Origin of the sequence: Mesorhizobium huakuii (genome assembly GCF_030160235.1) — a bacterium.
GTDB classification, from domain to species: Bacteria; Pseudomonadota; Alphaproteobacteria; order Rhizobiales; family Rhizobiaceae; genus Mesorhizobium; species Mesorhizobium huakuii.
This window is the reverse complement of the sequence record NZ_BSNY01000017.1, coordinates 70,535-93,469: the sequence shown is the minus strand read 5'-3', so window position 1 is coordinate 93,469 and position 22,935 is coordinate 70,535. Positions and strand designations below refer to the sequence as shown.

18 protein-coding genes are annotated in these 22,935 nt (G+C 62.4%); 7 read left to right on the top strand and 11 right to left on the bottom strand.

All coding sequences use genetic code 11. The annotated features are described in order from the left end of the window. The first annotated feature begins 44 nt into the window (after positions 1-44). The gene (locus QQK95_RS08490; RefSeq protein ID WP_284271031.1) at positions 45-1,019 is read left to right on the top strand and encodes an alpha/beta hydrolase; all 975 of its coding nucleotides are present in this window, start codon (positions 45-47) and stop codon (positions 1,017-1,019) included. A gap of 108 nt (positions 1,020-1,127) precedes the next feature. On the opposite strand, the gene QQK95_RS08485 is transcribed toward QQK95_RS08490, so the two are convergent. Continuing rightward, positions 1,128-2,549 (bottom strand): DEAD/DEAH box helicase, encoded by a 1,422-nt coding sequence (locus QQK95_RS08485; protein ID WP_284271030.1) that lies wholly within the window; start codon positions 2,547-2,549, stop codon positions 1,128-1,130. A 391-nt stretch (positions 2,550-2,940) separates the two neighbouring features. Between QQK95_RS08485 and QQK95_RS08480 the strand changes: the two genes are divergently transcribed. Continuing rightward, positions 2,941-4,473, top strand: a complete 1,533-nt coding sequence (locus tag QQK95_RS08480; RefSeq protein ID WP_284271029.1) for an acyl-CoA carboxylase subunit beta — start codon at positions 2,941-2,943, stop codon at positions 4,471-4,473. 36 nt (positions 4,474-4,509) lie between these two features. Here QQK95_RS08480 and QQK95_RS08475 read toward each other — a convergent pair whose 3' ends face one another. Together QQK95_RS08475 and QQK95_RS08470 are read right to left on the bottom strand one after the other, a co-directional pair. Next, positions 4,510-6,510 (bottom strand): hypothetical protein, encoded by a 2,001-nt coding sequence (locus QQK95_RS08475; protein ID WP_284271028.1) that lies wholly within the window; start codon positions 6,508-6,510, stop codon positions 4,510-4,512. Beyond that, entirely contained in the window at positions 6,507-8,045 is a 1,539-nt protein-coding gene (locus QQK95_RS08470; RefSeq protein ID WP_284271027.1) for an NAD(P)H-hydrate dehydratase, read from the bottom strand. The genes QQK95_RS08475 and QQK95_RS08470 overlap by 4 nt, the downstream gene beginning before the upstream one ends. A 355-nt stretch (positions 8,046-8,400) precedes the next feature. Between QQK95_RS08470 and QQK95_RS08465 the strand changes: the two genes are divergently transcribed. Both QQK95_RS08465 and glnA read left to right on the top strand, forming a co-directional pair. Continuing rightward, positions 8,401-8,739, top strand: coding sequence for a P-II family nitrogen regulator (locus QQK95_RS08465; protein WP_006205430.1), 339 nt, complete (start codon positions 8,401-8,403; stop codon positions 8,737-8,739). Positions 8,740-8,800: 61 nt separating this feature from the next. Continuing rightward, complete coding sequence (gene glnA / locus QQK95_RS08460; protein ID WP_284270970.1) at positions 8,801-10,210, top strand: type I glutamate--ammonia ligase; 1,410 nt, start codon at positions 8,801-8,803, stop codon at positions 10,208-10,210. 679 nt (positions 10,211-10,889) lie between these two features. Here glnA and QQK95_RS08455 read toward each other — a convergent pair. Further along, positions 10,890-12,311, bottom strand: a complete 1,422-nt coding sequence (locus QQK95_RS08455; protein WP_284270969.1) for an APC family permease — start codon at positions 12,309-12,311, stop codon at positions 10,890-10,892. A 148-nt stretch (positions 12,312-12,459) separates the two neighbouring features. On the opposite strand from QQK95_RS08455, the gene QQK95_RS08450 reads away from it, so the two are divergent. Beyond that, positions 12,460-13,062 carry a TetR/AcrR family transcriptional regulator gene (locus QQK95_RS08450; protein ID WP_284270968.1) on the top strand — a complete coding sequence of 201 codons (603 nt, stop codon included), beginning with the start codon at positions 12,460-12,462 and terminating at the stop codon, positions 13,060-13,062. A 31-nt stretch (positions 13,063-13,093) separates the two neighbouring features. After that, positions 13,094-14,260 carry a DmpA family aminopeptidase gene (locus tag QQK95_RS08445; RefSeq protein WP_284270967.1) on the top strand — a complete coding sequence of 389 codons (1,167 nt, stop codon included), beginning with the start codon at positions 13,094-13,096 and terminating at the stop codon, positions 14,258-14,260. Positions 14,261-14,378: 118 nt separating this feature from the next. On the opposite strand, the gene QQK95_RS08440 is transcribed toward QQK95_RS08445, so the two are convergent. After that, positions 14,379-15,419, bottom strand: coding sequence for a glutamine synthetase beta-grasp domain-containing protein (locus QQK95_RS08440; protein WP_010909300.1), 1,041 nt, complete (start codon positions 15,417-15,419; stop codon positions 14,379-14,381). Positions 15,420-15,735: 316 nt separating this feature from the next. Here QQK95_RS08440 and QQK95_RS08435 point away from each other — a divergent pair, with 316 nt between their 5' ends. Next, positions 15,736-15,927, top strand: a complete 192-nt coding sequence (locus tag QQK95_RS08435; RefSeq protein ID WP_284270966.1) for a DUF2735 domain-containing protein — start codon at positions 15,736-15,738, stop codon at positions 15,925-15,927. Positions 15,928-16,008: 81 nt separating this feature from the next. Here the strand turns inward: QQK95_RS08435 and QQK95_RS08430 are convergent, their stop codons facing one another. The 6 genes from QQK95_RS08430 to QQK95_RS08405 form a co-directional block, all read right to left on the bottom strand. After that, positions 16,009-17,898, bottom strand: a complete 1,890-nt coding sequence (locus QQK95_RS08430; RefSeq protein WP_284270964.1) for an MFS transporter — start codon at positions 17,896-17,898, stop codon at positions 16,009-16,011. A 183-nt stretch (positions 17,899-18,081) separates the two neighbouring features. Next, positions 18,082-18,873 (bottom strand): ATP12 family chaperone protein, encoded by a 792-nt coding sequence (locus QQK95_RS08425; RefSeq protein ID WP_284270961.1) that lies wholly within the window; start codon positions 18,871-18,873, stop codon positions 18,082-18,084. Between the two features lie 12 nt (positions 18,874-18,885). Next, positions 18,886-19,758 (bottom strand): DMT family transporter, encoded by an 873-nt coding sequence (locus QQK95_RS08420; RefSeq protein ID WP_284271039.1) that lies wholly within the window; start codon positions 19,756-19,758, stop codon positions 18,886-18,888. 47 nt (positions 19,759-19,805) lie between these two features. Continuing rightward, the gene (locus tag QQK95_RS08415; RefSeq protein ID WP_284270959.1) at positions 19,806-20,786 is read right to left on the bottom strand and encodes an RluA family pseudouridine synthase; all 981 of its coding nucleotides are present in this window, start codon (positions 20,784-20,786) and stop codon (positions 19,806-19,808) included. Between the two features lie 60 nt (positions 20,787-20,846). Further along, on the bottom strand, positions 20,847-21,221 hold the full coding sequence (crcB, locus tag QQK95_RS08410; protein WP_284270958.1) for a fluoride efflux transporter CrcB: 375 nt from the start codon (positions 21,219-21,221) through the stop codon (positions 20,847-20,849). Between the two features lie 53 nt (positions 21,222-21,274). Next, the gene (locus QQK95_RS08405) at positions 21,275-22,930 is read right to left on the bottom strand and encodes a hypothetical protein (protein ID WP_284270957.1); all 1,656 of its coding nucleotides are present in this window, start codon (positions 22,928-22,930) and stop codon (positions 21,275-21,277) included. Positions 22,931-22,935: the final 5 nt, after the last annotated feature.

Here is a 22,935-nt window from a genome sequence, read left to right as displayed (position 1 = left end):
CATGGCCACCGCCATAGGCTTGGTGTTGTTGCGTGGAGTCTGCGATGGGGTGGCGGATCGTGCTTGCTGTACTTGGCCTGATCGCCATCCTTGCATTGGCCTTCGTCTTCGGCCCGCGCGTTCCCGTCGACACCACGATCCGCTTCGATCCTTCCGTCATCGGTGACGATCCGCAGGCCTATGTGGCAAAGGTGGAAGCCGCCGTGCCCGGCATCCGCGACGGGCTGGAGAAGGAGATCGTCTGGGCGAACCCCATGGTGCATGCCAAGACGCCGCTGTCGATCGTCTACATCCACGGTTTCTCGGCTTCGAAGGGCGAGGTCCGCCCCCTGCCCGACGATGTGGCCGACCGGCTCGGCGCCAATCTCTTCTACACCCGCCTGACCGGTCACGGGCTGGACGGCGCGGCGATGACGCAAGGCAGCGTCAATGCCTGGATCAACGACTATGAAGAAGCGCTCGCCGTCGGCCGGTCGATCGGCGACAAGGTGATCGTCATCTCGACCTCGACCGGCGGCTCGCTGGCGGCATGGGCGGCAACGCAGCCGGGCGCATCGGATGGGGTGGCGGCGATTGCATTCATCTCGCCCAATTTCGGCGTCAAGGCATCCGGCGCCGAGATCCTGACCATGCCCTGGGGCAAGCAGATCGCCGAACTCGTCATCGGCAAGGAGCGCAGTTTCGTGGCGCGCAACTCGCTGCACGAGAAATTCTGGACCACCAGATATCCGGTTGCCGCGACGCTGCCGATGCAGGCATTGACGGAACTCGCCTATGGGGCGCCGGTGGAGAAGGCTGACATCCCTGCCCTGTTCATCTTCTCGGATTCGGACAAAGTGGTGCGGCCAGACCGCACCCGCGAAATCGCCGGGCGCTGGGGCGCACCGCACGAACTGGTGCCGGTCGACGATACCGGCGACCCGGACAACCATGTCATTGCCGGCGATGCGCTGTCGCCGTCGACCACGGCCTTTCTCGCGCAACGGATTGCCGTCTGGGTCGAAGCGGTGGCGAAGTAGAGTGCAGACACCAAAAGGGCGGCTGAAGCATCGCTTCAGCCGCCCTTTTCTCTATCTGTCAGGCAACCAGCCAAGCGCCAAGGCTTTGCCAGCCGTCACGAGGCTTGGTTAGGCAGCTCGCGCTGCCGGACGCTTGCCGCCGAAACGGCGCTTGTTGTTGCCCTTGAAGGGTTTCGCACCTTCCGGCTTGCGCTCACCGGCAAAGGCCGGCTTGTCGCCGAAGCGCTTCTTGCCAAAGCCGTTGCCCTTGTTCTCGCCGCCAGGCCGCCGGCCGTCGCGACGACCGTTGCGGTCGTTGCGATCATTGGCGGGCTCGAAGCGCTCGTTCTTTTCAGCCGGATTGCGCTGCGGATCGGGGCTGCCGAGATGGTCGGCAACGATCGGAAGCTTGGTGCGGATGATGCGCTCGACCTGACGCAGCTTGCTGTTTTCCGAAGGATCGCAAAGCGTGATCGCAATGCCGTCCATGCCGTTGCGGCCGGTGCGGCCGATGCGGTGGACATAGCTTTCAGCCTCGTCCGGCAGGTCGAAATTCACGACATGGCTGATGCCGGGCACGTCGATGCCGCGCGCCGCGATGTCGGTGGCGACCAGAATGCGGACCGATCCATCACGAAAATCGTTGAGCGCCTTCTGACGAGCGTTCTGCGACTTGTTGCCATGGATGACGGCGGCCTTGAAGCCATCGCGCTCGAGATCCTTGGTCACCCGGTCGGCGCCATGCTTGGTGCGCGAAAAGATGATGACGGATTTCATCGCCTCGTCGGCGAGCATCGTCGACAGCACCTGGCGCTTCTGCTTGGTGCGGGCGAAGACGACGCCCTGCACGATCTCGGCCGCCGCGGTGCTTTGCGGCGAGACTTCGATACGGACCGGGTTCTTCAGAAGACCCTTGGCCAGTTCAGCGATCTCGTCCGGCATGGTGGCCGAGAACAGCGCCGTCTGGCGGTCAGGCGCGGTCGCCTTGGCGATGCGCTTGACGTCGTTGATGAAGCCCATGTCGAGCATGCGGTCGCCCTCGTCCAGCACCAGCCATTTGGTATCGGAGAGGATGAGGTCGCCCTCGCGCACCAGGTCGGTCAGGCGGCCGGGCGTGGCAATCAGGATGTCGACGCCGGGAGCAACCTTCTTCACCTGGCTAAAGCGCGAGACGCCGCCCAGCACGAGTGCAGTCGAGACATGCGCGCCCTTGGCCAGGATCTTGATAGTGTCCTCGATCTGTACGGCGAGTTCGCGGGTCGGCGCGAGGATGAGCGCGCGGGTCGTCTTGGCGCGCCGCTTGGTGCCGAGCGCGATGATCTTCGACAGGATGGGCAGCGCAAAGGCCGCGGTCTTGCCGGAGCCCGTCTGCGCGATGCCGAAAATGTCACGGCCTTCCAGCTGCGGCGGGATTGCCTGCACCTGGATCGGCTTCGGTTCGGCGAATCCGGCATTGTGGGTGGCCTTGAGCAGCGCACCCGTGATTCCCAGCGCTGCGAAACCGGAGAGTTCCGCGGTGACGTTGCCGGGCAATGTGTTTTCGTTGGTCAAAATAATCTTCTTTCACGCGGCTTCTTGGCCGCAAACATCAATGGCGGCAGGGCGCAACCTGCCGTCGAAAAACTTGATATGAAACGACAAGGCGGGCGGACGCGTGCGTCCACTCGGCTGCGCTGTCGTGCCCGCAGGCATCATGCCACGGGGCTTTTTCGCCGCCTTACCGATTTGCCGGAAAGAGGGAAAACAGACGCAACCAGTCTCATTTGTCGAGAAGGCCGGAATCTCCCGGCCCAAGCGCCTATGGGCTGCATATGGCTGAGTTCGCTCCGGAATGCAAGGGGCGTCATGTTGCAGTGCAGCAAAAATTGGCCAAAAGCCAACGCTTGCGCTCCCCGACGGGCATCATTACCACAAACGCAGCTTCCATTTTGGGGACCGAGCGATGAAGGACGTGCTGAAGGAACTCGAGCGCCGGCGCGACATCGCCCGCATGGGTGGCGGCCAGGCGCGCATCGACGCTCAGCACAAGAAGGGCAAGCTCACGGCGCGCGAACGCATCGAGGTGTTTCTCGACGAAGGCTCCTTCGAAGAATTCGACATGTATGTCGAACACCGTTCGACTGATTTCGGCATGGAGAAGACCAAGATCGCCGGCGATGGCGTCGTCACCGGCTGGGGCACGGTCAACGGTCGTCCCGTCTATCTCTTCGCCAAGGATTTCACCGTGTTCGGCGGCTCGCTATCGGAGGCGCACGCCGAAAAGGTCATCAAGGTGCAGGAGATGGCGCTGCGCAACCGTGCGCCGATCATCGGGCTCTACGACGCCGGCGGCGCGCGCATCCAGGAAGGCGTTGCGGCGCTCGGCGGCTATGCCGAGATCTTCCAGCGCAACGTGCTGGCCTCCGGTGTCATCCCGCAGATTTCCGTGATCATGGGCCCGTGCGCCGGCGGCGACGTCTATTCGCCCGCCATGACCGACTTCATCTTCATGGTGCGCGACACCTCCTACATGTTCGTCACCGGCCCGGATGTGGTGAAGACGGTCACCAATGAGACGGTGACCGCCGAAAGCCTCGGCGGCGCCTCGGTGCACACGACCAAATCCTCCATCGCCGATGGCGCCTACGACAATGACGTCGAAGCCTTGCTGCAGATGCGCCGGCTGGTCGATCTCCTGCCTGCCTCCAACACATCTGATATTCCCGAGGTCGAATGCTACCAGTCGGTCACCGATCACGATTTGTCGCTCGACCGGCTGATTCCAGACAACGCCAACAAACCCTATGACATCAAGGAGCTGATCCTGAAGGTCGCCGACGAGGGCGACTTCTTCGAGATCCAGCAGAGTTTCGCCAAGAACATCGTCACCGGCTTCGGTCGCGTCGAGGGCCGCACAGTCGGCTTCGTCGCCAATCAGCCGATGGTGCTGGCAGGCGTGCTCGATTCCGACGCCAGCCGCAAGGCGGCGCGCTTCGTGCGCTTCTGCGACTGTTTTTCGATCCCGATCGTCACCTTCGTCGATGTTCCAGGCTTCCTCCCCGGCACCGCACAGGAATATGGCGGACTGATCAAGCACGGCGCCAAGCTGCTGTTCGCCTATGCCGAGGCGACCGTGCCGAAGATCACCGTCATCACCAGAAAGGCCTATGGCGGCGCCTATGACGTGATGGCGTCGAAGCATCTGCGTGGCGACATGAACTATGCGTGGCCGACGGCGCAGATCGCGGTCATGGGGGCGAGAGGCGCGGTCGAAATCATCTACCGCAAGGACATTGGCGACGCGGAAAAGATCGCAGCCCATACAAAGACTTACGAGGATCGCTTCCTGTCGCCTTTCGTCGCCGCCGAGCGCGGTTATGTCGATGAGGTGATCATGCCGCACTCGACCCGCCGCCGCATCGCCCGGGCGCTGCGGATGCTGCGCAACAAGGACATGCAGAACCCCTGGAAGAAGCACGACAACATCCCGCTGTAAGGCGCTGAAGAGCTTTTGCCAGGAAGCGGCAAACACTCATTCCTCCTCGGCAGCGCCGAACCCCGCATCCCTGGGCACGCTGGTAGCGCTCGCCCAGGGCGTTGCGTGGTTGTCGATGCGCATCTGGAAGATGAAATAGGTCGGCGAGCAGAAGCCGATGCCTTTGACCTTGGCGACACCCGGCGTGTCCGGCGGCAGCGACTGGCACATATAATCCTCGCGGCAGAAATGATCCGCCGAGCAGGCCGGCCGGTTGCCGCGATTGACCGCACCGCCGAGGCACTGGTCGAAATTGTTGGTCGCCACGCAAGTATCGAATTTCTTGCCGCCGACCAGCCCGCAGATTTCGTTCGGCATCGGCTTGCCCTTCTTGAAGTCGGCAAAGTTGCGATCCTTGTCGTCGCAGGCGCGGTAGGCGATGCCGGCCGGTACGCCGATCTTGGGCGGCCGGCAGGTATAGGCAGTCCGCGAAATCCCCGGTGCGAAGGCGGCAAACTGGCCTGATATCGTGTAGCGGTCGTTGAAAGGCTGCGACGGGTTGCTGGCGATTGACCCGGTCAGGCAGGGATGGCCGGAAAACATCTTCGGGCTATCCTTCGGCAGCAGACACTGCGCCAGAGCGGTGCGCACGCCAGACGCGGTCGCCAGCGGCGTGCAGACCGTGCCGCCACCGCATTGCCAGGTCGCGCCGAAGCGCCTGGCATCGTCCGGCATCAAGCACGGCATCGCCATTTCGGCCGGCGCGAAATCGATGTCGCCGGTCTCGGTCCAGGTGGCGGGCGGTGCGAAGGACAGCGGCCGATAACGGTTCGGCTCCTTGCCTTCCTGCGTTGTGCGCAGCCAAGCCTGGCGCCGCGGAATCTCGGCATGGAGATGCGGCGAGATGCCGACCTCGATGCGGTTGAGTGGCGACGTCGTCCTGTCGTCGAGGCCGATGAAGTGAAAGCCGGCCGTGGAACTCGCCTGGTGACAGCCCTGGCAGGAACCATTGTCCAGCCGCTCTACTAGCGCCTCCGGCGTGCGCACCAGCTTCAGCGAGGAATAATCGAGCGATTCTAGTTCCTTGAGTTGGAATATTTGCGTGAACGGGTGGTTGGCTTGCCGCGCGCTGCCGAAGGTCGACCATGAGACGACCTTTTTCGCCAGGAATTCGTCCGGGATTTCATAGACACCGAGATCGACCGCCGCGACATTGGCGCTGACATAATCGGCAAGCCGCTTCTTCAGTGCGGCATCTTGCGAGAGCCGCACTGTATCGGGCGTGTTTTCAAGCGGCTTCTCGCTGACGGTGGCGCCATCGATGCCGAAGATCCGCATGAGATACGCGGCTTGACCGCCGAATTCGGTCTCCTGGCCCGAGGGAAAGCGCACCACCTGCGCATTGAGTTCAAGCTGCTTGAAGGTCAGACCGGCACGCTCCAGCGGCCCGCCGGTCAGCCAGCCGGCATCGACGCTCTCATCGAGTTGCGGCGTCCAGCGTCCGGCAACGCCGACGCAGCCGCCATCGGCATCGGGTGCGGCACGGTAGACGGCGTTGAAGTTGAACGGCAGTCGCGAGGCCAGGACCTTGCCGTCCTTCTTGAAACTGTAGGCCAGGCGATAGATGAAGCGCACCTCGCCGCACCCCTTGTCGCCTGCCAAGGCAGCGAAGTCACGCCGGTCGAGCCGGTTGACGATTCCGACCAGCCGGAAGCGCGCCGCCTCCGTCTTCAGCCAGCGCATATCCATGATGCGGCCGACATTGGCGTCGGTCACCTCGTAGAGCGTGCGCCCACCGGCCTTTATCTCGGCCCGCAGCGCGGCAATGTCGGCCGCCACCGTATCGACGATCGCATGATAGGCCGGTGCCTTGTCATAGAGCGCCTTCAGATCATCCCCGCCATCGACGTGGAAAATGCCGGCGAAGCCAAAACCCCTGGCATCGAGGGCGGCGAGAACCACCGGATCGTCGACGATGGTCACCGGCTGCCCGGCGCGCACTGCGTGCGATGCTAACAGCGCGACGACGGCCGCGATGGCGAGCACGAAACGCTTCATTCGACGGGCACCTTGGGACGTGCTTCGACCAGTTCACGCAACACGGGCACCAGCGCCAGCGGCAGATCCTCGGCAATCAAACCCGCACCGAAGCGGCTGCCGGCCTCGGCATGGATCCATACCGCCGCGCAGGCTGCTTCGAACGCCGGCATGGCTTGCGCCAGCAGCCCGGCTGATATGCCGGACAGCACGTCGCCAGACCCGGCGGTGGCAAGCCAGGCCGCGCCGTTGGAATTGATTGCCGCCCGGCCGTCGGGAGCAGCGATTACCGTATCGGCGCCCTTGTAGACGACGACGGCGTTGGCCCGAGCGGCCGCCGCGCGCGCCTTGTCGAGCTTGGAAGAGGCGCCATCACCGGCGATGTCGGGAAACAGCCCGGCGAACTCACCCTCATGCGGGGTCATCACCAGGGCTGGCGCATTCGGCGTGCGCGCCGCCTCGAACAGGACGTCCGGCGTGTCGCGAAAGGCGGTGATCGCGTCGGCGTCGAACACAAGGCCATCAAACTGTGTGGCAACATCCTGCCGCTCGCCGGAGGCGAGGAGCGCCAGCCCAAAGGTCCGCGTTTTGTCACCGACGCCGAAGCCAGGGCCAAGAACGAAGGCTGAAGGCCGGCGTTCGCCGACAAATTCCTTGATATCGGCGACATCATCGGCCTTGCGCAGCATGATCGAGGTCAGATGGTTTGCGTTGACCTGCATGGCGCTGCCGGGCGACAGCACGGTCACCGCCCCTGCCCCGCTTCGGGCCGCCGCAAGCGCCGACAGCCGCGCCGCGCCGGTGGCGCTCGGCCCTCCGGAAAAGACGCCGACATGGCCGCGCTTGTACTTGTGTGCGTCAATAGCCGGCACCGGGAAATCGCGCAGCCAATGCGCCGGCCTGTTCTCGAGCGTTCGGGGCTGGAGCCGTGCGATGATGTCGTCGCCGATACCGATATCGGCAAGCACAATCTCGCCGCATCGCTCCCGTCCCGGCAGGAGCAGATGGCCTGGCTTCTTGCGCGCGAAAGTTACGGTGACGTCGGCTGTAAATGCCACGCCCAACACCTTGCCGCTGTCGCCGGAAACGCCCGAGGGCAGATCGACCGCGACAACCGGCAAACGCCGATCGGTGGCGACACCCACCGCCCTGGCGGCATCGCCGGACAGCGGCTTGGACAGCCCTGCCCCGTATAGCGCATCGACCACGATCGAGCCAGGTTCGGCCTCGAAGCCCGACAGCGGCCGGGGCGCGATCGGGCACTGTGCCGCGGCGAGTGCCGCGTCGCTTTGCGGCCTCGGCGCACCGGATGCCCAGACCGTGGTGGCGGCGCCGCTGCCGGCCAGGATGCGGGCGACGACATAGCCGTCGCCGCCATTGTTGCCAGGCCCGCACAACACATGGACATGTGTCGCCGAGGGGTAGCGCCTGAGAACTTCGCCCGCGACCGCTTCGCCGGCGCGGCGCATCAGGCCGATGCCGTCGATTGGGCCGGCGGCAATCGTCAGCCGGTCCGCCTCGCCCATTTCGGCGGAAGTAAGAAGTTCATCGCTCATGGATTGCCGATCCGCATTCGATCAAGCATTGTCCAGTTTTCGAGCCGAAGCAAACGGGAGGAGTTCATCATCAGCCGAGGCCATGTCGCCAGGAGTGTATCAAGGCGCAAAGATGCTCACTCAATGGGCGATTTGCCTAATTATTATGCGGATGCAAGGGCTGGCCTTGTGTAGGCTTCGGCAGATCATGCCGCATCCGATGCATCGAACGACGCGAATTTGCACCTCGGCACGACGTGACTTGGAAATCGTATGAAACCGCTTCGAATCCAGCTATCTGGCACAGTTCGTGCTTGATGGAGGCGCAAGCGGGGGTTCACAACCCGTTTTTTTGGCAGTGGAGGCCACTTTTTACATGAAAAAGATCGAAGCGATCATCAAGCCATTCAAGCTGGACGAAGTGAAGGAAGCGCTTCAGGAGGCCGGACTGCAAGGCATCACCGTGACCGAGGCCAAGGGCTTCGGACGTCAGAAAGGCCATACCGAACTCTACCGTGGCGCCGAATATGTCGTCGATTTCCTGCCCAAGGTGAAGATCGAGGTCGTGCTCGGCGACGATGCGGTCGAAGGCGCGATCGAAGCCATCCGCAAGGCGGCCCAGACCGGCCGTATCGGCGACGGCAAGATCTTCGTCTCCAATATCGAGGAAGTCGTGCGCATCCGCACCGGCGAAACCGGGATGGACGCGGTCTGACGCGGCCAGCCTTCCAAGAACGTCATCCATCAAAAAACGTCATCAAACAGGGATACATGACATGACGACAGCCAAAGACATCATGAAGCAGATCAAGGACAACGACGTGAAATTCGTCGACCTGCGCTTCACCGACCCGAAGGGCAAGCTGCAGCACGTGACGATGGATGTCGTCGAGGTCGAGGAAGACATGTTCGCCGACGGCGTCATGTTCGACGGCTCCTCGATCGCCGGCTGGAAGGCCATCAACGAGTCCGACATGGTGCTGATGCCCGATCCGGACACTGTCCACATGGATCCGTTCTTTGCCCAGTCGACCATGGTCATCCTGTGCGACATCCTCGATCCGGTCTCTGGCGAATCCTACAACCGCGACCCGCGCGGCACGGCCAAGAAGGCCGAAGCCTACATGAAGTCGGAAGGCATCGGCGACCAGATCTTCGTCGGCCCGGAAGCCGAGTTCTTCGTGTTCGATGACGTCAAGTACAAGGCCGACCCCTACAACACCGGCTTCAAGCTGGATTCGACCGAACTGCCGTCCAATGACGACACCGACTACGAGACCGGCAATCTCGGCCACCGTCCGCGCGTCAAGGGCGGCTATTTCCCGGTGCCGCCGATCGACAGCGCGCAGGACATGCGCTCGGAGATGCTGACCGTGCTCGCCGAAATGGGCGTGCGCGTCGAAAAGCACCACCACGAAGTCGCCGCCGCGCAGCACGAGCTCGGCATCAAGTTCGACACGCTGGTCCGTAACGCCGACAAGATGCTGATCTACAAGTATGTCGTGCACCAGGTCGCCAACGCCTATGGCAAGACGGCCACCTTCATGCCGAAGCCCATCTTCGGCGACAATGGCTCGGGCATGCACGTCCACCAGTCGATCTGGAAGGGCGGCAAGCCGACCTTCGCCGGCAATGAATATGCCGGCCTGTCGGAGAGCTGCCTGTTCTACATCGGCGGCATCATCAAGCACGCCAAGGCGATCAACGCGTTCACCAACCCGCTGACCAACTCCTACAAGCGTCTGGTGCCCGGCTATGAAGCGCCGGTGCTGCTCGCCTACTCGGCGCGCAACCGCTCGGCTTCCTGCCGCATTCCGTTCGGCTCGTCGCCGAAGGCCAAGCGCGTCGAGGTCCGCTTCCCCGATCCGGGCGCGAACCCCTACCTCGCCTTCGCCGCCATGCTGATGGCCGGCCTCGACGGCATCAAGAACAAGATCCACCCCGGTCAGCCGATGGACAAGGACCTCTATGACCTGCCGCCGAAGGAGCTGAAGAAGATCCCGACCGTCTGCGGTTCGCTGCGTGAAGCCCTCCAGAGCCTCGACAAGGACCGCGGCTTCCTGAAGGCCGGCGGCGTCTTCGACGACGACCAGATCGACAGCTACATCGAGCTGAAGATGGCCGAGGTGATGCGCTTCGAAATGACCCCGCATCCGGTCGAATACGACATGTACTATTCGGTGTAAAATCCCATACGGATGGCGTTAAAAAAGGCCCTTGAAGGATTTCCGCCTTCAAGGGCCTTTTGCTGTCGTCAATGCTTTGTCGACGGGCGCGCGTGTGGCCAGCCACGCAACCGCGAGCACTCTCTATTCCGTTCCAAAGGATCGATTGATGGCGTCGCTTGCCGGCTTCGTGGCCGCGGGCGGAAATCGCAAATGAAGGCTTGCCATTTCCAGCGCAATCGAACGCCAGGAGCGAGCGGCGCACTGCCTCAGGCTGCAATGCCCGCTCGTCCGGCGCCCCCGCCAATGCCGTCGTTCAAGAAACCCCGCCCCGTTCGAACAGCATCGCTTTGGCGTAACCCATGGCCAGGAATACGCATGCCGCAGCGTGATCTGTCAACGCTGCCTGACGAGGGCATGAATCGCGGATTTCGATGTATGAACAGAGGCTTATAGAGAGGTCGTTCGAGTACGGGTGAGCTGAAACAGGCCGTTTTCCGGGCTTTTTCGATAAAGTCGGAAACGCACGGCACCAGTGGAGCCGAAGGACGTCAATCAAAAGCCTCCCCGTCCGGTGAATTTGTTCGATCCTTTTCAGCCTGACTTTTTTTGGGTGTATTCCCTCCGCTGGGCCAGAACGGCAAAAGAGAACCCCGACCGAAGCCGGGGGTCTTGCAGGGACAGAATCGGAGGGTGACGCCTATCCGGCAAGTTCGTCGGGACCATGCAGATTCCAATCCGTTCGCCTGGCGAGCACCAGCACATAGTAGATCGCCGCCACGACCATGATCAGCAGTGTCGCGATCAGGCTCGGGCGTCCGAAGGCGGCGTCGAGAAGATTCTGGTAGGCGACATAGACCAGAGCCACGAAAGCCAGGATAGCCGGCACCGGAAACAGCGGCATGCGGTAGTGCCCGCCAGCCGTGCTGCCGTTGCGGCGCCCGACAAACACCGCCACGCACAGAAGCGCATAGATCACCACCAGCGACGTGCCGCTGACCACCAGCAGGAGGTTGATGTCGATGAAACAGGCGACCGCCGCTAGCACCGACACGACGATGGTGGCGATCCAGGGTGACGCGTAGCTGCCATGGACAGAGGCGACCGCGGCGTTGATGGGACCGAACCAGGTCTTGTCGCGGCCGGAGCTGAACAGCAGCCGCGCCGCCTGCAGGATGATGGCGATGACCGCGTTGAAGATGGCGACGGCGATGGCAAGGCTGATCAGCACCGTCAGCGCATGGCCGCCGCGCGCCTCGAGGAAGTACTCGATCTTCTGCGGTGCTGCGAGCAGGCCCGCCATATCCGGAGAGCCGAGCAGCACGGCGGTCAGCGGGATGAGTTCCGCAGCAACCGTGATCAACAGCGCCCAGACCACGACCTTGCCGATATTGCGCTTGGCGTCCTGCGTCTCCTCGCCGAAATAGGCAGCCGCGCCGTAGCCATTATAGGCAAAGAGCGAAACGGCGGTGGCCGCAAGGATGATTCCGGCCGACGCCGGTACCAGCGTGTTGGTGGCATCGAGCAATTGCGGCGAGGTGAACAGGCTCGACAGCGGCCGCTCGACATGGGCGAAGCCGAGACCGGTCAGGATCAGCAGCGCCAGCATCTCGATGCCAAGGAAGATGCCCGTGACGAAGGCGTTGAGCTTGATGCGCATGGCCGCGACCGTGCCAGCCAGCGCGATCGTCACCACACCGACCCATTGCGGGCTGAGGTTGGGAACGAGCACGCCGAGATAGGTACCGACGCCGAGCGCGATGACGGCGACGATCAGCACGATCGAGACGAACACCAGCACCAGCGTGACGAAGCCCCAGAAGCGGCCAAGCGTGCGGCCGATCATGGTGTATTCGCCGCCGGCCATCGGATAGGCCGATGACAATTCGGCGTAGACGAAGGCCATGAACAGCCCGATGACGGCGGCAATGACGAAACTCAGAAATGAGCCCGTGCCGGCCAATGCGATGACACCCGGCACGATGATGAACACCGAGGATGCCGGCGTCACCGCCGACAGCACGATCATCAGCGTGCCCAGCGCGTTGAGCGCCCGGTCCAGTCCCTTGGCGGCTGGCGCGGCCTTGTCGACCGGCCCTGTTGTTGCTTCGTTTGTAGACATCGTCCTCCCCTTTTTTTAATTAGATAAAAATTATCCTCCGGCTGCGGAACCTATCGATGGAGTCAGATATCGTCAACAAATATGGCGCAATGGTGCTTGCAAAATTTCTCACGCCAGTTTTAAACTGAATCAAATTCAGGAAACAGAAATGGGACGACCCAAAACCCAGACCGATCGCCGCCTCACCCTCGTCGCGGCGGCAGAATCGATGATCGCCAAGCGCGGCCTTGCCGGCGTCACGTTGCGCGACGTCGCCAATGAGGCGGGGATGAGTTCGAGCGCCCTGCTCTACTACTATCCCGGCCTCAAAGACCTGCTGGACGATGTGCAGCGCAAGGCTGTCGAGCGGTTCTGCACGCTGCGCGCGGCGTCGGTCGCCGAGATCGCCGATCCGCGGCTGCGGCTGAAGACGATGATCGAGAGCGGGCTGCCGACCGACGCGGACGACCAGCTCTGCCGGCTGCTGCTCGAGCTCGGCGCCTATTCGCGTTCGGATGCGAGCTATGCCGCCCGCCACATCACTTTGTTCGAGCGGCAGGTGTCGATCTATGTCGGCATCCTGGAAGCGGGTGCGGCCACCGGCATCTTCAAGCTGCAGGCGGCCAGCGAGACGATCGCACGCAGCCTGGTGGTACTCGAGGATGGCCTGGGGCTGCATCTGGTCAACGTCGTGCCGGCGGTCGATCAAGCTTCGGCGCTGGCCATCCTGACCAGCTACGCCGAGCTTGCGACCGGCTGCAGCCTTCGCTGAGCCGGCTTATTTCCACGGAGCGAACCCAAGCATGGATCAAGTGCCGACCCACACCACCACGCCAGCCGGCAAGGCGCGAGCCCGGGCGCTCACCATTCCCCTGCAAGGCACACCTGGCCCCGCCAATGCCATCACCGATGTCGCCGGCGTCCTGGTCGGTTATTCCACGATCATCAAGGGCGAAGGCGAGCTCAACCTTGGACACGGACCGGCGCGCACCGGCGTGACGGCCATCCTGCCGTTCGGCCATGACGGTATCGGCACTGCCTGCGCGGCCGGCTATCATTCCTTCAACGGCAATGGCGAGATGACCGGCGCGTCATGGATTGAGGAGGCCGGCAGCATCAGCCTGCCGATCCTGATCACCAACACCCATGCGGTCGGCCCCTGCCATCGCGGCGTCATCGACTGGGTGGCGCGCCACAAGCCCGATGTCGCCAACCAGTGGCTGCTGCCGGTCGTGGCGGAAACCTGGGACGGCTATCTCAACGACATCAACGGCTCGCATGTTACGGTCGACCACGCCATCGCCGCGATCGACAATGCGGCGAGCGGGCGCATCGAGGAAGGCTCGGTCGGCGGCGGCACCGGCATGAACTGCTATGCCTTCAAGGGCGGCTCCGGCACGGCCTCGCGGATCGTCGACTACGGCCATCGCTCCTACACGGTCGGCGTCTTCCTGCAAGCCAATTTCGGTTCGCGTCGCGAACTCACCATCGCCGGCGTGCCGCTTGGGCATGCGCTTGCGGATGACAATCCGATGGAGTCCTACTTCAGCGGTGGCCCAACCGGCGCCGGCTCCTGCATCGGCATCGTCGCCACCGATGCACCGCTTCTGCCCGGCCAATGCAAGGCGCTGGCCCGGCGCATGCCGCTCGGCCTAGCGCGAACGGGCACCACCGGCTCGCATTTCTCCGGCGACATTTTTCTCGCCTTCTCGACCGCCAACCGGGATGCGCTGAACGGCCGCTTTCCAAAAGGACCGCCCGGCGATGAGAGCTACAGCCACATGGACTTCATCCCATGGGGCCGCATGGACGATTTCTATGCAGCCGTCGTACAGGCGACCGAGGAGGCGGTGCTGAATGCGCTGATCGCCAACGATGACATGACCGGCCGCGACGGCAATCGCAGCCCTGCTTTGCCCCATGCCAAAGTGCTGGCGGCGCTGAAGGCGCGCGGGACTGTCGCCGGCTGAGAACGGCAGACCCACCCGCGCCCCGCAAACACGAAAAAGCCCTGGCGTTTCCGCCAGGGCTTTTTGTTGCAGAGCTTAGGCCGCGGCGAAGACCTTGCGATCCGCGCCGAGAAAACAATCAAGCGGCGGCCGAGACCTTCGCATCGGTCGCAACCTGCGAGATCGTCTTCAGCACCTGAGAAGCGATCTGGTAGGGGTCGCCCTGGGAATTCGGACGACGGTCTTCCAGATAGCCCTTGTAATCATTCTTGACGAAGGAGTGCGGCACGCGGATCGACGCGCCACGGTCGGCGACGCCATAGCTGAACTTGTTCCACGGCGCGGTCTCGTGCTTGCCGGTCAGGCGCTTGTCGTTGTCCGGACCGTAGACGGCGATGTGGTCCATCAGGTTCTTGTCGAACTGCGCCATCAGGGCCTCGAAATAGGCCTTGCCGCCGACTTCGCGCATGAACTTGGTCGAGAAATTGCAGTGCATGCCCGAGCCGTTCCAGTCGGTATCGCCGAGCGGCTTGCAGTGGAACTCGATGTCGATGCCGTATGTCTCGGTCAGACGCAGGAGAAGGTAGCGCGCCATCCAGATCTGGTCGGCGGCCTTCTTGGAACCCTTGCCGAAAATCTGGAATTCCCACTGGCCCTTGGCCACTTCGGCGTTGATGCCTTCATGGTTGATGCCGGCCGCAAGGCACTGGTCGAGATGCTCTTCGACGATCTTGCGCGCGACGTCGCCGACGTTCTTGTAGCCGACGCCGGTGTAGTACGGGCCCTGCGGTGCGGGATAACCGCTCTCCGGGAAGCCGAGCGGACGACCGTCCTTGTAGAAGAAATATTCCTGCTCGAAGCCGAACCAGGCGTCCTCGTCGTCGAGGATGGTCGCGCGGCTGTTCGATTCATGCGGCGTGACGCCATCGGGCATCATGACCTCGCACATGACGAGAATGCCGTTGGTGCGCGCCGGATCCGGGTAAAGCGCAACCGGCTTCAACACGCAATCGGAGCTGCGGCCTTCGGCCTGCATGGTCGAGGAACCGTCAAAGCCCCACAGCGGCAGCTGTTCGAGCGTCGGGAATTCGGCGAATTCCTTGATCTGCGTCTTGCCGCGAAGGTTGGGAACCGGGGTGTAACCATCGAGCCAAATGTACTCGAGCTTGTATTTCGTCATTCTAGCCTCTCGTTGCTTGTTCACCGAACACCAAACGGCGTCGACACGTGTCTGCCGTCGGCAGCCGGCGCTGCCGATCCCTAAAATGCAATTCATGTGCCACTCCGACTTCGGCGGGTGCGGCAAAATGGCAGGGATATCGCGTCGGATTTGCTGAGCCGCCTCATCACTGGGCTCATATCAGTCAAACTAGATTTATGCATAAATATTAGGCAATTACTGATCTTTTCGTAGGCATATTGCCTAAATGAATCGCAGGACCTATCTTGTGGGAAAGCTGAATCGACAAGCTCCTGAAAAAGAAAGGAGACCGCCCATGGAAATCGCCTCTTCCCGTCCATCGGCAAAAATTCTGATGTTCCCTCTGGCAGCGCGCAAATCTGCCTCAAATTTAGGCGCAAAGGCGAAATTCGCGGCAGAGATCGCCTCGTTGCGCTACACGCACGCCGATTTTGACGGCTGGTATCACGAAGCGGCCATCGAGGAAGAAGATCAGCCAAAGAGCTGATCCGCTCCTTCGGAGTCTCAGACATGAAAAGCCCGGCGTGAACGATCACGCCGGGCTTTCTGTCAGCCGATGACGGCTAGGCTAGTCCTTGCCGTGCAAGTCGGTGCCAAGCGTGTCCTTGACGAAGATCATGCCGATAACCAGCGTCATCGCCGCGATCACCACCGGATACCACAGACCATAGTAGATATCGCCCTTGTAGGCGCTGAGCGCGAAGACTGTTGCCGGCAACAGACCGCCGAACCAGCCATTGCCGATATGATAGGGCAGCGACATGCCGGTGTAACGAATGCGGGTCGGGAACATCTCGACCAGGATCGCCGCGATCGGCCCGTAAACCATGGTCACGAACAGGACCAGGATGAACAGAATGCCGATCGTCATAGGCCAGTTCACGGCTGCCGGATCGGCGAACATGGCGAAGGCACCACCGCCCGGTATGTTGTAGACGGTGACCTCTGGCGCGCCGGCGGCCTCCTCTGACGTCACCAACTTGTCCTTGACCGCCTGATCGGTCGGCACCGCGGCTTTTTCGCCGCCGCGAATGGCAGCGGCGTCGAGCTTGAGTTCAGGATTGGCCGCGATGAAGGCGTCGAGCTTCTGGTCCGCTACCTTGATCGCCGCACGCTTCAGCGGATACCCGCCGTCCCGCAGCGACATGTTGACGGCCTTGGCGAAGGCGGCGTCCTTGGCCTTGGCCTGATCGCCAGCGGCGACCGCGTCGTAGGACGGCACGGTCTCGTTGCCGATCTTGACCGTAGCCGCCGTTCCGGCCGCCGCCGTCGGCACCACGTCATAGGGAACCGAGTTCTTGGTCAGGAACGAAGTCGCGATGTCGCATGACGTCGTGAACTTGGCGGTGCCGACCGGGTTGAACTGGAACTTGCAGTCGCCGGGTGCGGCCGTGACCGTTGCCCTTGTACTCTGCTGCGCCTTGGCGAGTGCCGGATTGGCGGCCCAGGTCAATGCCTTGAACAGCGGGAAGGTGCAGACGATGGCGAGCGCAAGGCCAGCCATGATGATCGGCTTGCGGCCGATCTTGTCGGAGAGCCAGCCGAACACGACGAAGAAGATCGAGCCAAGTGCCAGCGCGATCGCGATCATGATGTTGACCGACTGCGCATCGACCTTCAGCACGTTCTGCAGGAAGAACAGCGCATAGAACTGGCCATTGTACCAGACCACGGCCTGGCCAGCAGTGAGGCCAAGCAGCGCCAGCAGGGCAATCTTGGCATTCTTCCACTGACCGAAGGCTTCCGAAAGCGGTGCCTTCGAGCCCTTACCTTCGTCCTTCATCTTCTGGAAGGTCGGAGACTCCGAGAGAGACAGTCGAATCCAGATCGAGACGGCGAGCAGCACAAAGGAAACGATAAACGGAATACGCCAGCCCCAAGCGGCGTAGGTTTCCTTGCTCAGGGAGCTCTGAACAGTCAGAATGACGATCAGCGACAGGAACAGGCCAAGTGTCGCCGTCGTCTGGATCCAAGACGTGTAGAAACCGCGACGGTCGTCAGGCGCGTGCTCAGCGACATAGGTCGCCGCACCGCCATATTCGCCGCCGAGGGCCAGGCCCTGCAACATGCGCAGCGCGATCAGGATCACCGGAGCCGCGATACCCAAGGTGGCATAACCGGGCAGCAAGCCGACCAGGAAGGTCGACAGACCCATGATCGTCATGGTGACGAGGAAGGTATATTTGCGGCCGACGAGGTCACCGATACGGCCAAACACCAGGGCGCCGAACGGGCGGACGAGAAAACCGGCGGCGAAGGCCAGCAGCGCGAAGATGTTGCGCGTCGCCTCCGGGATGGTCGGGCTGAAAAAGGTCGAGCCGATGAAGGCCGCCAATGAACCGTAGAGATAGAAATCGTACCATTCGAAAACGGTGCCGAGCGAGGAAGCGAAGATGACCTTCTTCTCTTCCCGCGTCATGCTGCGGCTCGTTCTGCCGGCAGTCGATGCCATTGCCATAGAGTTGTCCTCCCGTGAGACCCTGTCCTCGATGCCGGGCGCCAATGTCTGCGCTCTCCTCGGAACGCAGACTCGGAAATGCCGGGCCATCACGGGAAAAATGACAGAAAGCGCCCGCCGACGGCAGAGCGACGATGGGATTATGACTTTGGTATTAGGTGCGCTGCGGCAATCGCCGCAGGGTCAACCCTTGAGCGCTTCGAGAAGGCTGACGGCAGCCATCATGTCGCGTTTGCGGGCGGCGCGGCGCGCGACCGCTTCGGCGTCCTGCCCCCAATGCTCGATCTGCCAGTCCTCGTCGACATGGCCGGCGGCCCAGGCAGCCTCGGCGTCGAGTTCGCCGAAATCGACGGCCAGCGCCAGCAGCGCCGAACCGGTCAGCGAGGTCATCAGGTGGATTGCGGCCAGCCGCAGCGGCTCGGCGCGCTGGTTGAGATGGCTGCCCAGCACGGCGATCGTCTCGCGCGGCTGCTCGACATGGATGACCCCCTCGGCAAGGTTGAAGCGAGCCGCCAATGCAGTGCGCGCCCAATCGATGACCGGATCCCACTGCTCGTTCTGCCGTTCGACCAGCCCTTGGGGGGCGTCGGCGCGGTAACAGAGCAGATCCGATGAGGCAAAACGCAGTATGTCTTCCAGCACCGCCTGCGGATCGCTGGCAACGCCGTCGATGGCGGTGTTGACCAGGCGCATCACCGGCATCGTCACCGGATTGATCGTCTCGCCCTGTTCCGCGAATTCGTCGGCAACAAGCGCTGCCGCCGCCTCGGTCGGCAACGCCAGCAGCGCCTTGCCCGGCGTGCGCACCGGCCTGCCGTCGAGATGCACGGCGAAACCTGCCTCTATCGGCGCAACCGAAGCGGTTTTGTAGAAGCGCTTGGGCAGCGGTGTCTTCATCTGGATCTGGGCGCGACGCACCGGATCCGGATCGGAAAGATACTTGCCCGCTTCGAGGTCGTTGAGGATGTCACGCATGAAAAGTCTCTCTCACACCGGGGTCAGCTTGCGTGCCGGCCGGTTGACGATGATCAGGCCCGCCGCAATCAAGCCAAGCGCCAGAAAAATGCGAATGGTCAGCGGCTCGTTCAAGATGATCGCGCCACACAAGACACCGAAAACCGGCGACAGGAAGGTGAAGCTGGACAGGCCGGAGGCCGGATAGCGGCGTAGCAGCCAGAACCACAGGACATAGGTGAAGGCGACGATATAGATTGCCTGGAAAAGCAGCGCCAAAGTCGGCAACAAGGAGGGGTCGCGCACCGGCGGACCAGCGAGAGGCAGCACCAATATGCCGACGATCGCGGCGCCGGCGAGTTGATAGAGCAGCAGCTTCTCGGCGCTCGCCTCGACCAGTTTCGACCGTTTGATGAGGATGTTGGTCAAAGCCCAGAAAAACCCCGAGCCGAGACTGAGCAGATCGCCGAACAGCATGTCCCCGCCGCTGCCAAGCTTGTCGGAAAAGACGGCGGTGAGGCCGGCAAAAGCCAGCAGCAGGCCGAGGAACTTGCGCATGGTGATCTGTTCGCCAAGCAGGAAGTGACCGCCAATTAGCATCCAGAACGGCATTGAGTTGACCAGCAGCGTGTTGCGGGCAACCGTCGTATGCTCCAGTCCGACATAGAGGCAGAGGAACTCGATGCCGAAAAGCACGCCCACGGCAATGCCGGCAAGCAATGTGCCATCACGCCCGAACAGAGTGATGCCACGCCAGCGGCACCAGAGGAAGACGCAGAAGCCGCCGATGATCGAGCGCGCGATCGACAGGAAGACGGGGTCGTAGCCGGCATAGGAGATTTTGGCGGCGACGTAGTTCAGGCCCCAGGAAAAGGTCAGGCCGACCATGATGGCGGCGGCGGCCATGTCGACTGTGTCGCGCCGATCGAGCGCGTCGGTGGCGCCGCTCAAGATCAATCCTCCGCGCTGGCGTCGTCGAAGCCGATCAGGTTCCAGCTCTGGCGCATATGCGGCGGCATCGGCGCGGTGACGTCGATGACCCCCTTGTCGGGATGGGGAATGATGATGCGGCGCGCATGTAGATGCAGGCGGTTCTGGATGCCGCCGGGAAAATCCCAGTTGGTGTCGGCCTCGAAATATTTCGGGTCGCCGATGATCGGGCAGCCGATGTAGGCGGCATGGACGCGAAGCTGGTGGGTGCGGCCCGTATAAGGCTCCATCTCCAGCCAGGTCATGGTCTGCGCCGCCTGCTCGATGATGCGGTAGTAGGACACGGCGTGGTCGGCGCCTTTTTCTCCATGCGCGGCGACCCGGACACGGTCGCCATCCTCGGTCGGCTCCTTGATCAGCCAGGTCGAGATCTTGTCCTCGCGCTTCGGCGGCACGCCTTTGACCAGCGCCCAGTAGGTCTTCTTCGTTTCGCGGGCACGGAACGCTTCCGACAGCTTCATGGCGGCCAGTCTCGTGCGGGCGACGACCAGCACGCCCGACGTGTCGCGGTCGAGCCGGTGGACCAGCCGCGGCTTCTCGCCCTTCTGGTTGCGCCAGGCTTCCAGCATGTCGTCGACATTGCGGGTGACGCCCGAACCGCCCTGCACCGCCAGGCCCGCCGGCTTGTTGAAGACGAAAACCTTCGGATCCTCATGGATCAGCATTTTCGCCAGGACATCGGCGTCGCCCTGGTTGCGGATCGAATGGCCGGTCAGCGCGCTCTCGCCCTTCTTGTCGACCTCGAGTGGCGGGATACGCACCACCTGGCCAGGCTCGACGCGGCTGTCGGCCTTGACGCGACCGCCATCGACGCGGATCTGGCCGGAGCGCAGCAGCTTCTGCAAATGGGCGAAACCCAGGCCCGGGAAATGCGTCTTGAACCAGCGATCGAGCCGCATGCCCGCCTCGCCGGCCTCCACCGTGATCTGTTCAACGCCTGCCATTTTTTCTTCGCTTATCCGTTTCCAAAGCAGGGCTCGGCCTGCGCTTGGCGCGGCATAGCATTAAGGCAGGCTTCTTGCGAGCCAAAGACCCAAAAACAGGGCGATGATCGCGCCAATGACGCTGGCCAGCGCATATCCAAACGCCGGCAGGGTGGCTCCCCGTTCCCACAGCGTCGCGAAATCGAGCGAAAAGGCGGAAAAAGTCGTGAAGCCGCCAAAGATTCCGGTGGCGACGAACAGCCTGACTTCGTTCGACCCGCCGCGGCGCGCCAGGGTGGCGATGAACAGGCCCATGGCAAAGGAGCCGACGATGTTGATGACCATCGTACCCCAGGGATAGTTGGGACCGACAAGACGCAGCGCGCCCATATTGGTGAGATGGCGAATGCCGGCGCCGATGCCGCCGCCGACGACCACGAGAAGCAGATTGAACATCGTGGTCTACTGCCCCTGCAAGGGTGATGGCGTCAATCCCTTCTCCTTCGTCGTCACCATTCAGGCGCAGTCCAGTCCGGATACTTCTTCCTGAATTCAACATAGAGGGCATCAACCTCGGCTTTGCTGACCGGGCGTACCTGTTCGTAGAGATAACCGGCGACACCGCCGGACAATCGGTACTGCGCAAGGCGCCTGTATGCGGCGCCGATACCCTTGCCTTCGAGAATATACTGGTTCGGGATCGTGACGCAGATCTGCGCGCCCGGCTGCAGATGAGTAACCGGCCGGTCAGTCACGACAACATATCTGGATTTCAAAGCGTCCGGTCTGAACCGATCGCGACTGTCCACCTGGCAAATCCATCCGACATGGGCAACCAGGTCCCGCTTCATGCCGAACAACAGGGCGTCGCTCATCACAGGACCCGACGCAAATACCGAAAAACGGTCCTCCGGTCCCATTCTGGCGACGAGATCATCGATCAGGCGCCTGTATTCTGGGAGATTGTCGAGGCGAAGAGGGAGCGTGGCTTCCCTGGCGAAGACGAAGCCAACCGGGGACAACACCTGACGGCCGGTAGGAAAAAACGCGCCCAAAAAAGCAAATCCGGCGACAATGGCGATGGCGGTGGTCGGCCAACGTGACTTCAGTCCCGGCACGGCGACGATCGAAACGATCGCCTGGGCATAGGCGGGAAAAAGCCAAAGAAACATCGGCAGGGAATGATGCCGTTCCGGGTCCTGCGTCCGGGTGAAAGCCAAGAAGGTGAGCACCGAGGCCATGGCACAGAACAGGGCAAATCTGTTGCGGCGCACAACCGAGATGTAGAGGCCCACTAAAATCAACGCCCAGTTCAGATAGCTGAGCCGGGATCCGACGTCGCCGAGCTGGGTGACAAAGGTCGTCTTGTATCCGCTGTAGAGGTCGGCGTAGCTGGTTTGCAGAATCTTGGCGATCAATGGCAGCTGGAAGTTCAACGCCGTCGCGGCAATAAGGAAGATCGCACACGCGCCGCCCAGAGCCGCGTTGCGGAAGGCCGGCAAATCCCGCCCCCTGGCGATCTGCAGCAAACCCAGGAATGCCGCGGAAACGGTGATCCCTATGTCTGCATAGGCGTACCAGCGGCGCAGCATGAACGCCAACCACAGGCAGGCGCCGACGGATATTCCGCTTATCACCGGTTCGCGGGTCAGGAACCTGGATTTCCAGAGAAAATAGGTTGCCGCGGTCAAGGCGAGACAGCCGGCAACGTCAGGCATTCCCCGAAGCGTCGGCGCCCAGAACGGCGTGTACAGGAAGGCCGCGATCCAGACGGCGATCCAACTCCGGGACGGCGCCTCGGAGACCGCCTCCTGATAGCTTATTCTGCCTATCAAAAGAATCGCCGGGACCAGGTAGACCGCGACTATCCCGGCAACGAAGGAAAGCCTTGAACCGCCGAAAACAAGGTGAAACGGCATCAGGGGCACCAGGATCGCCACGCCGTAATCTTCCGTCGCGATGGAGGTGCCCAATTGGGTCAGCCATTCGAAAGGGCTCTCGACCAGCAGTGCGCCCTGCTGGTTGAACATGTTGAAATAGGCCGCGAAGTCCCAATAGTAGACGGACTCTTCGAGATTTATGTACGCGGCGCTGAGGGCAATCCCAAGCAACAAGGTGCATAGGTAGGTACCCGTCCAGAATCCGAAGATTTTGTTCTTTGTCACTTGAG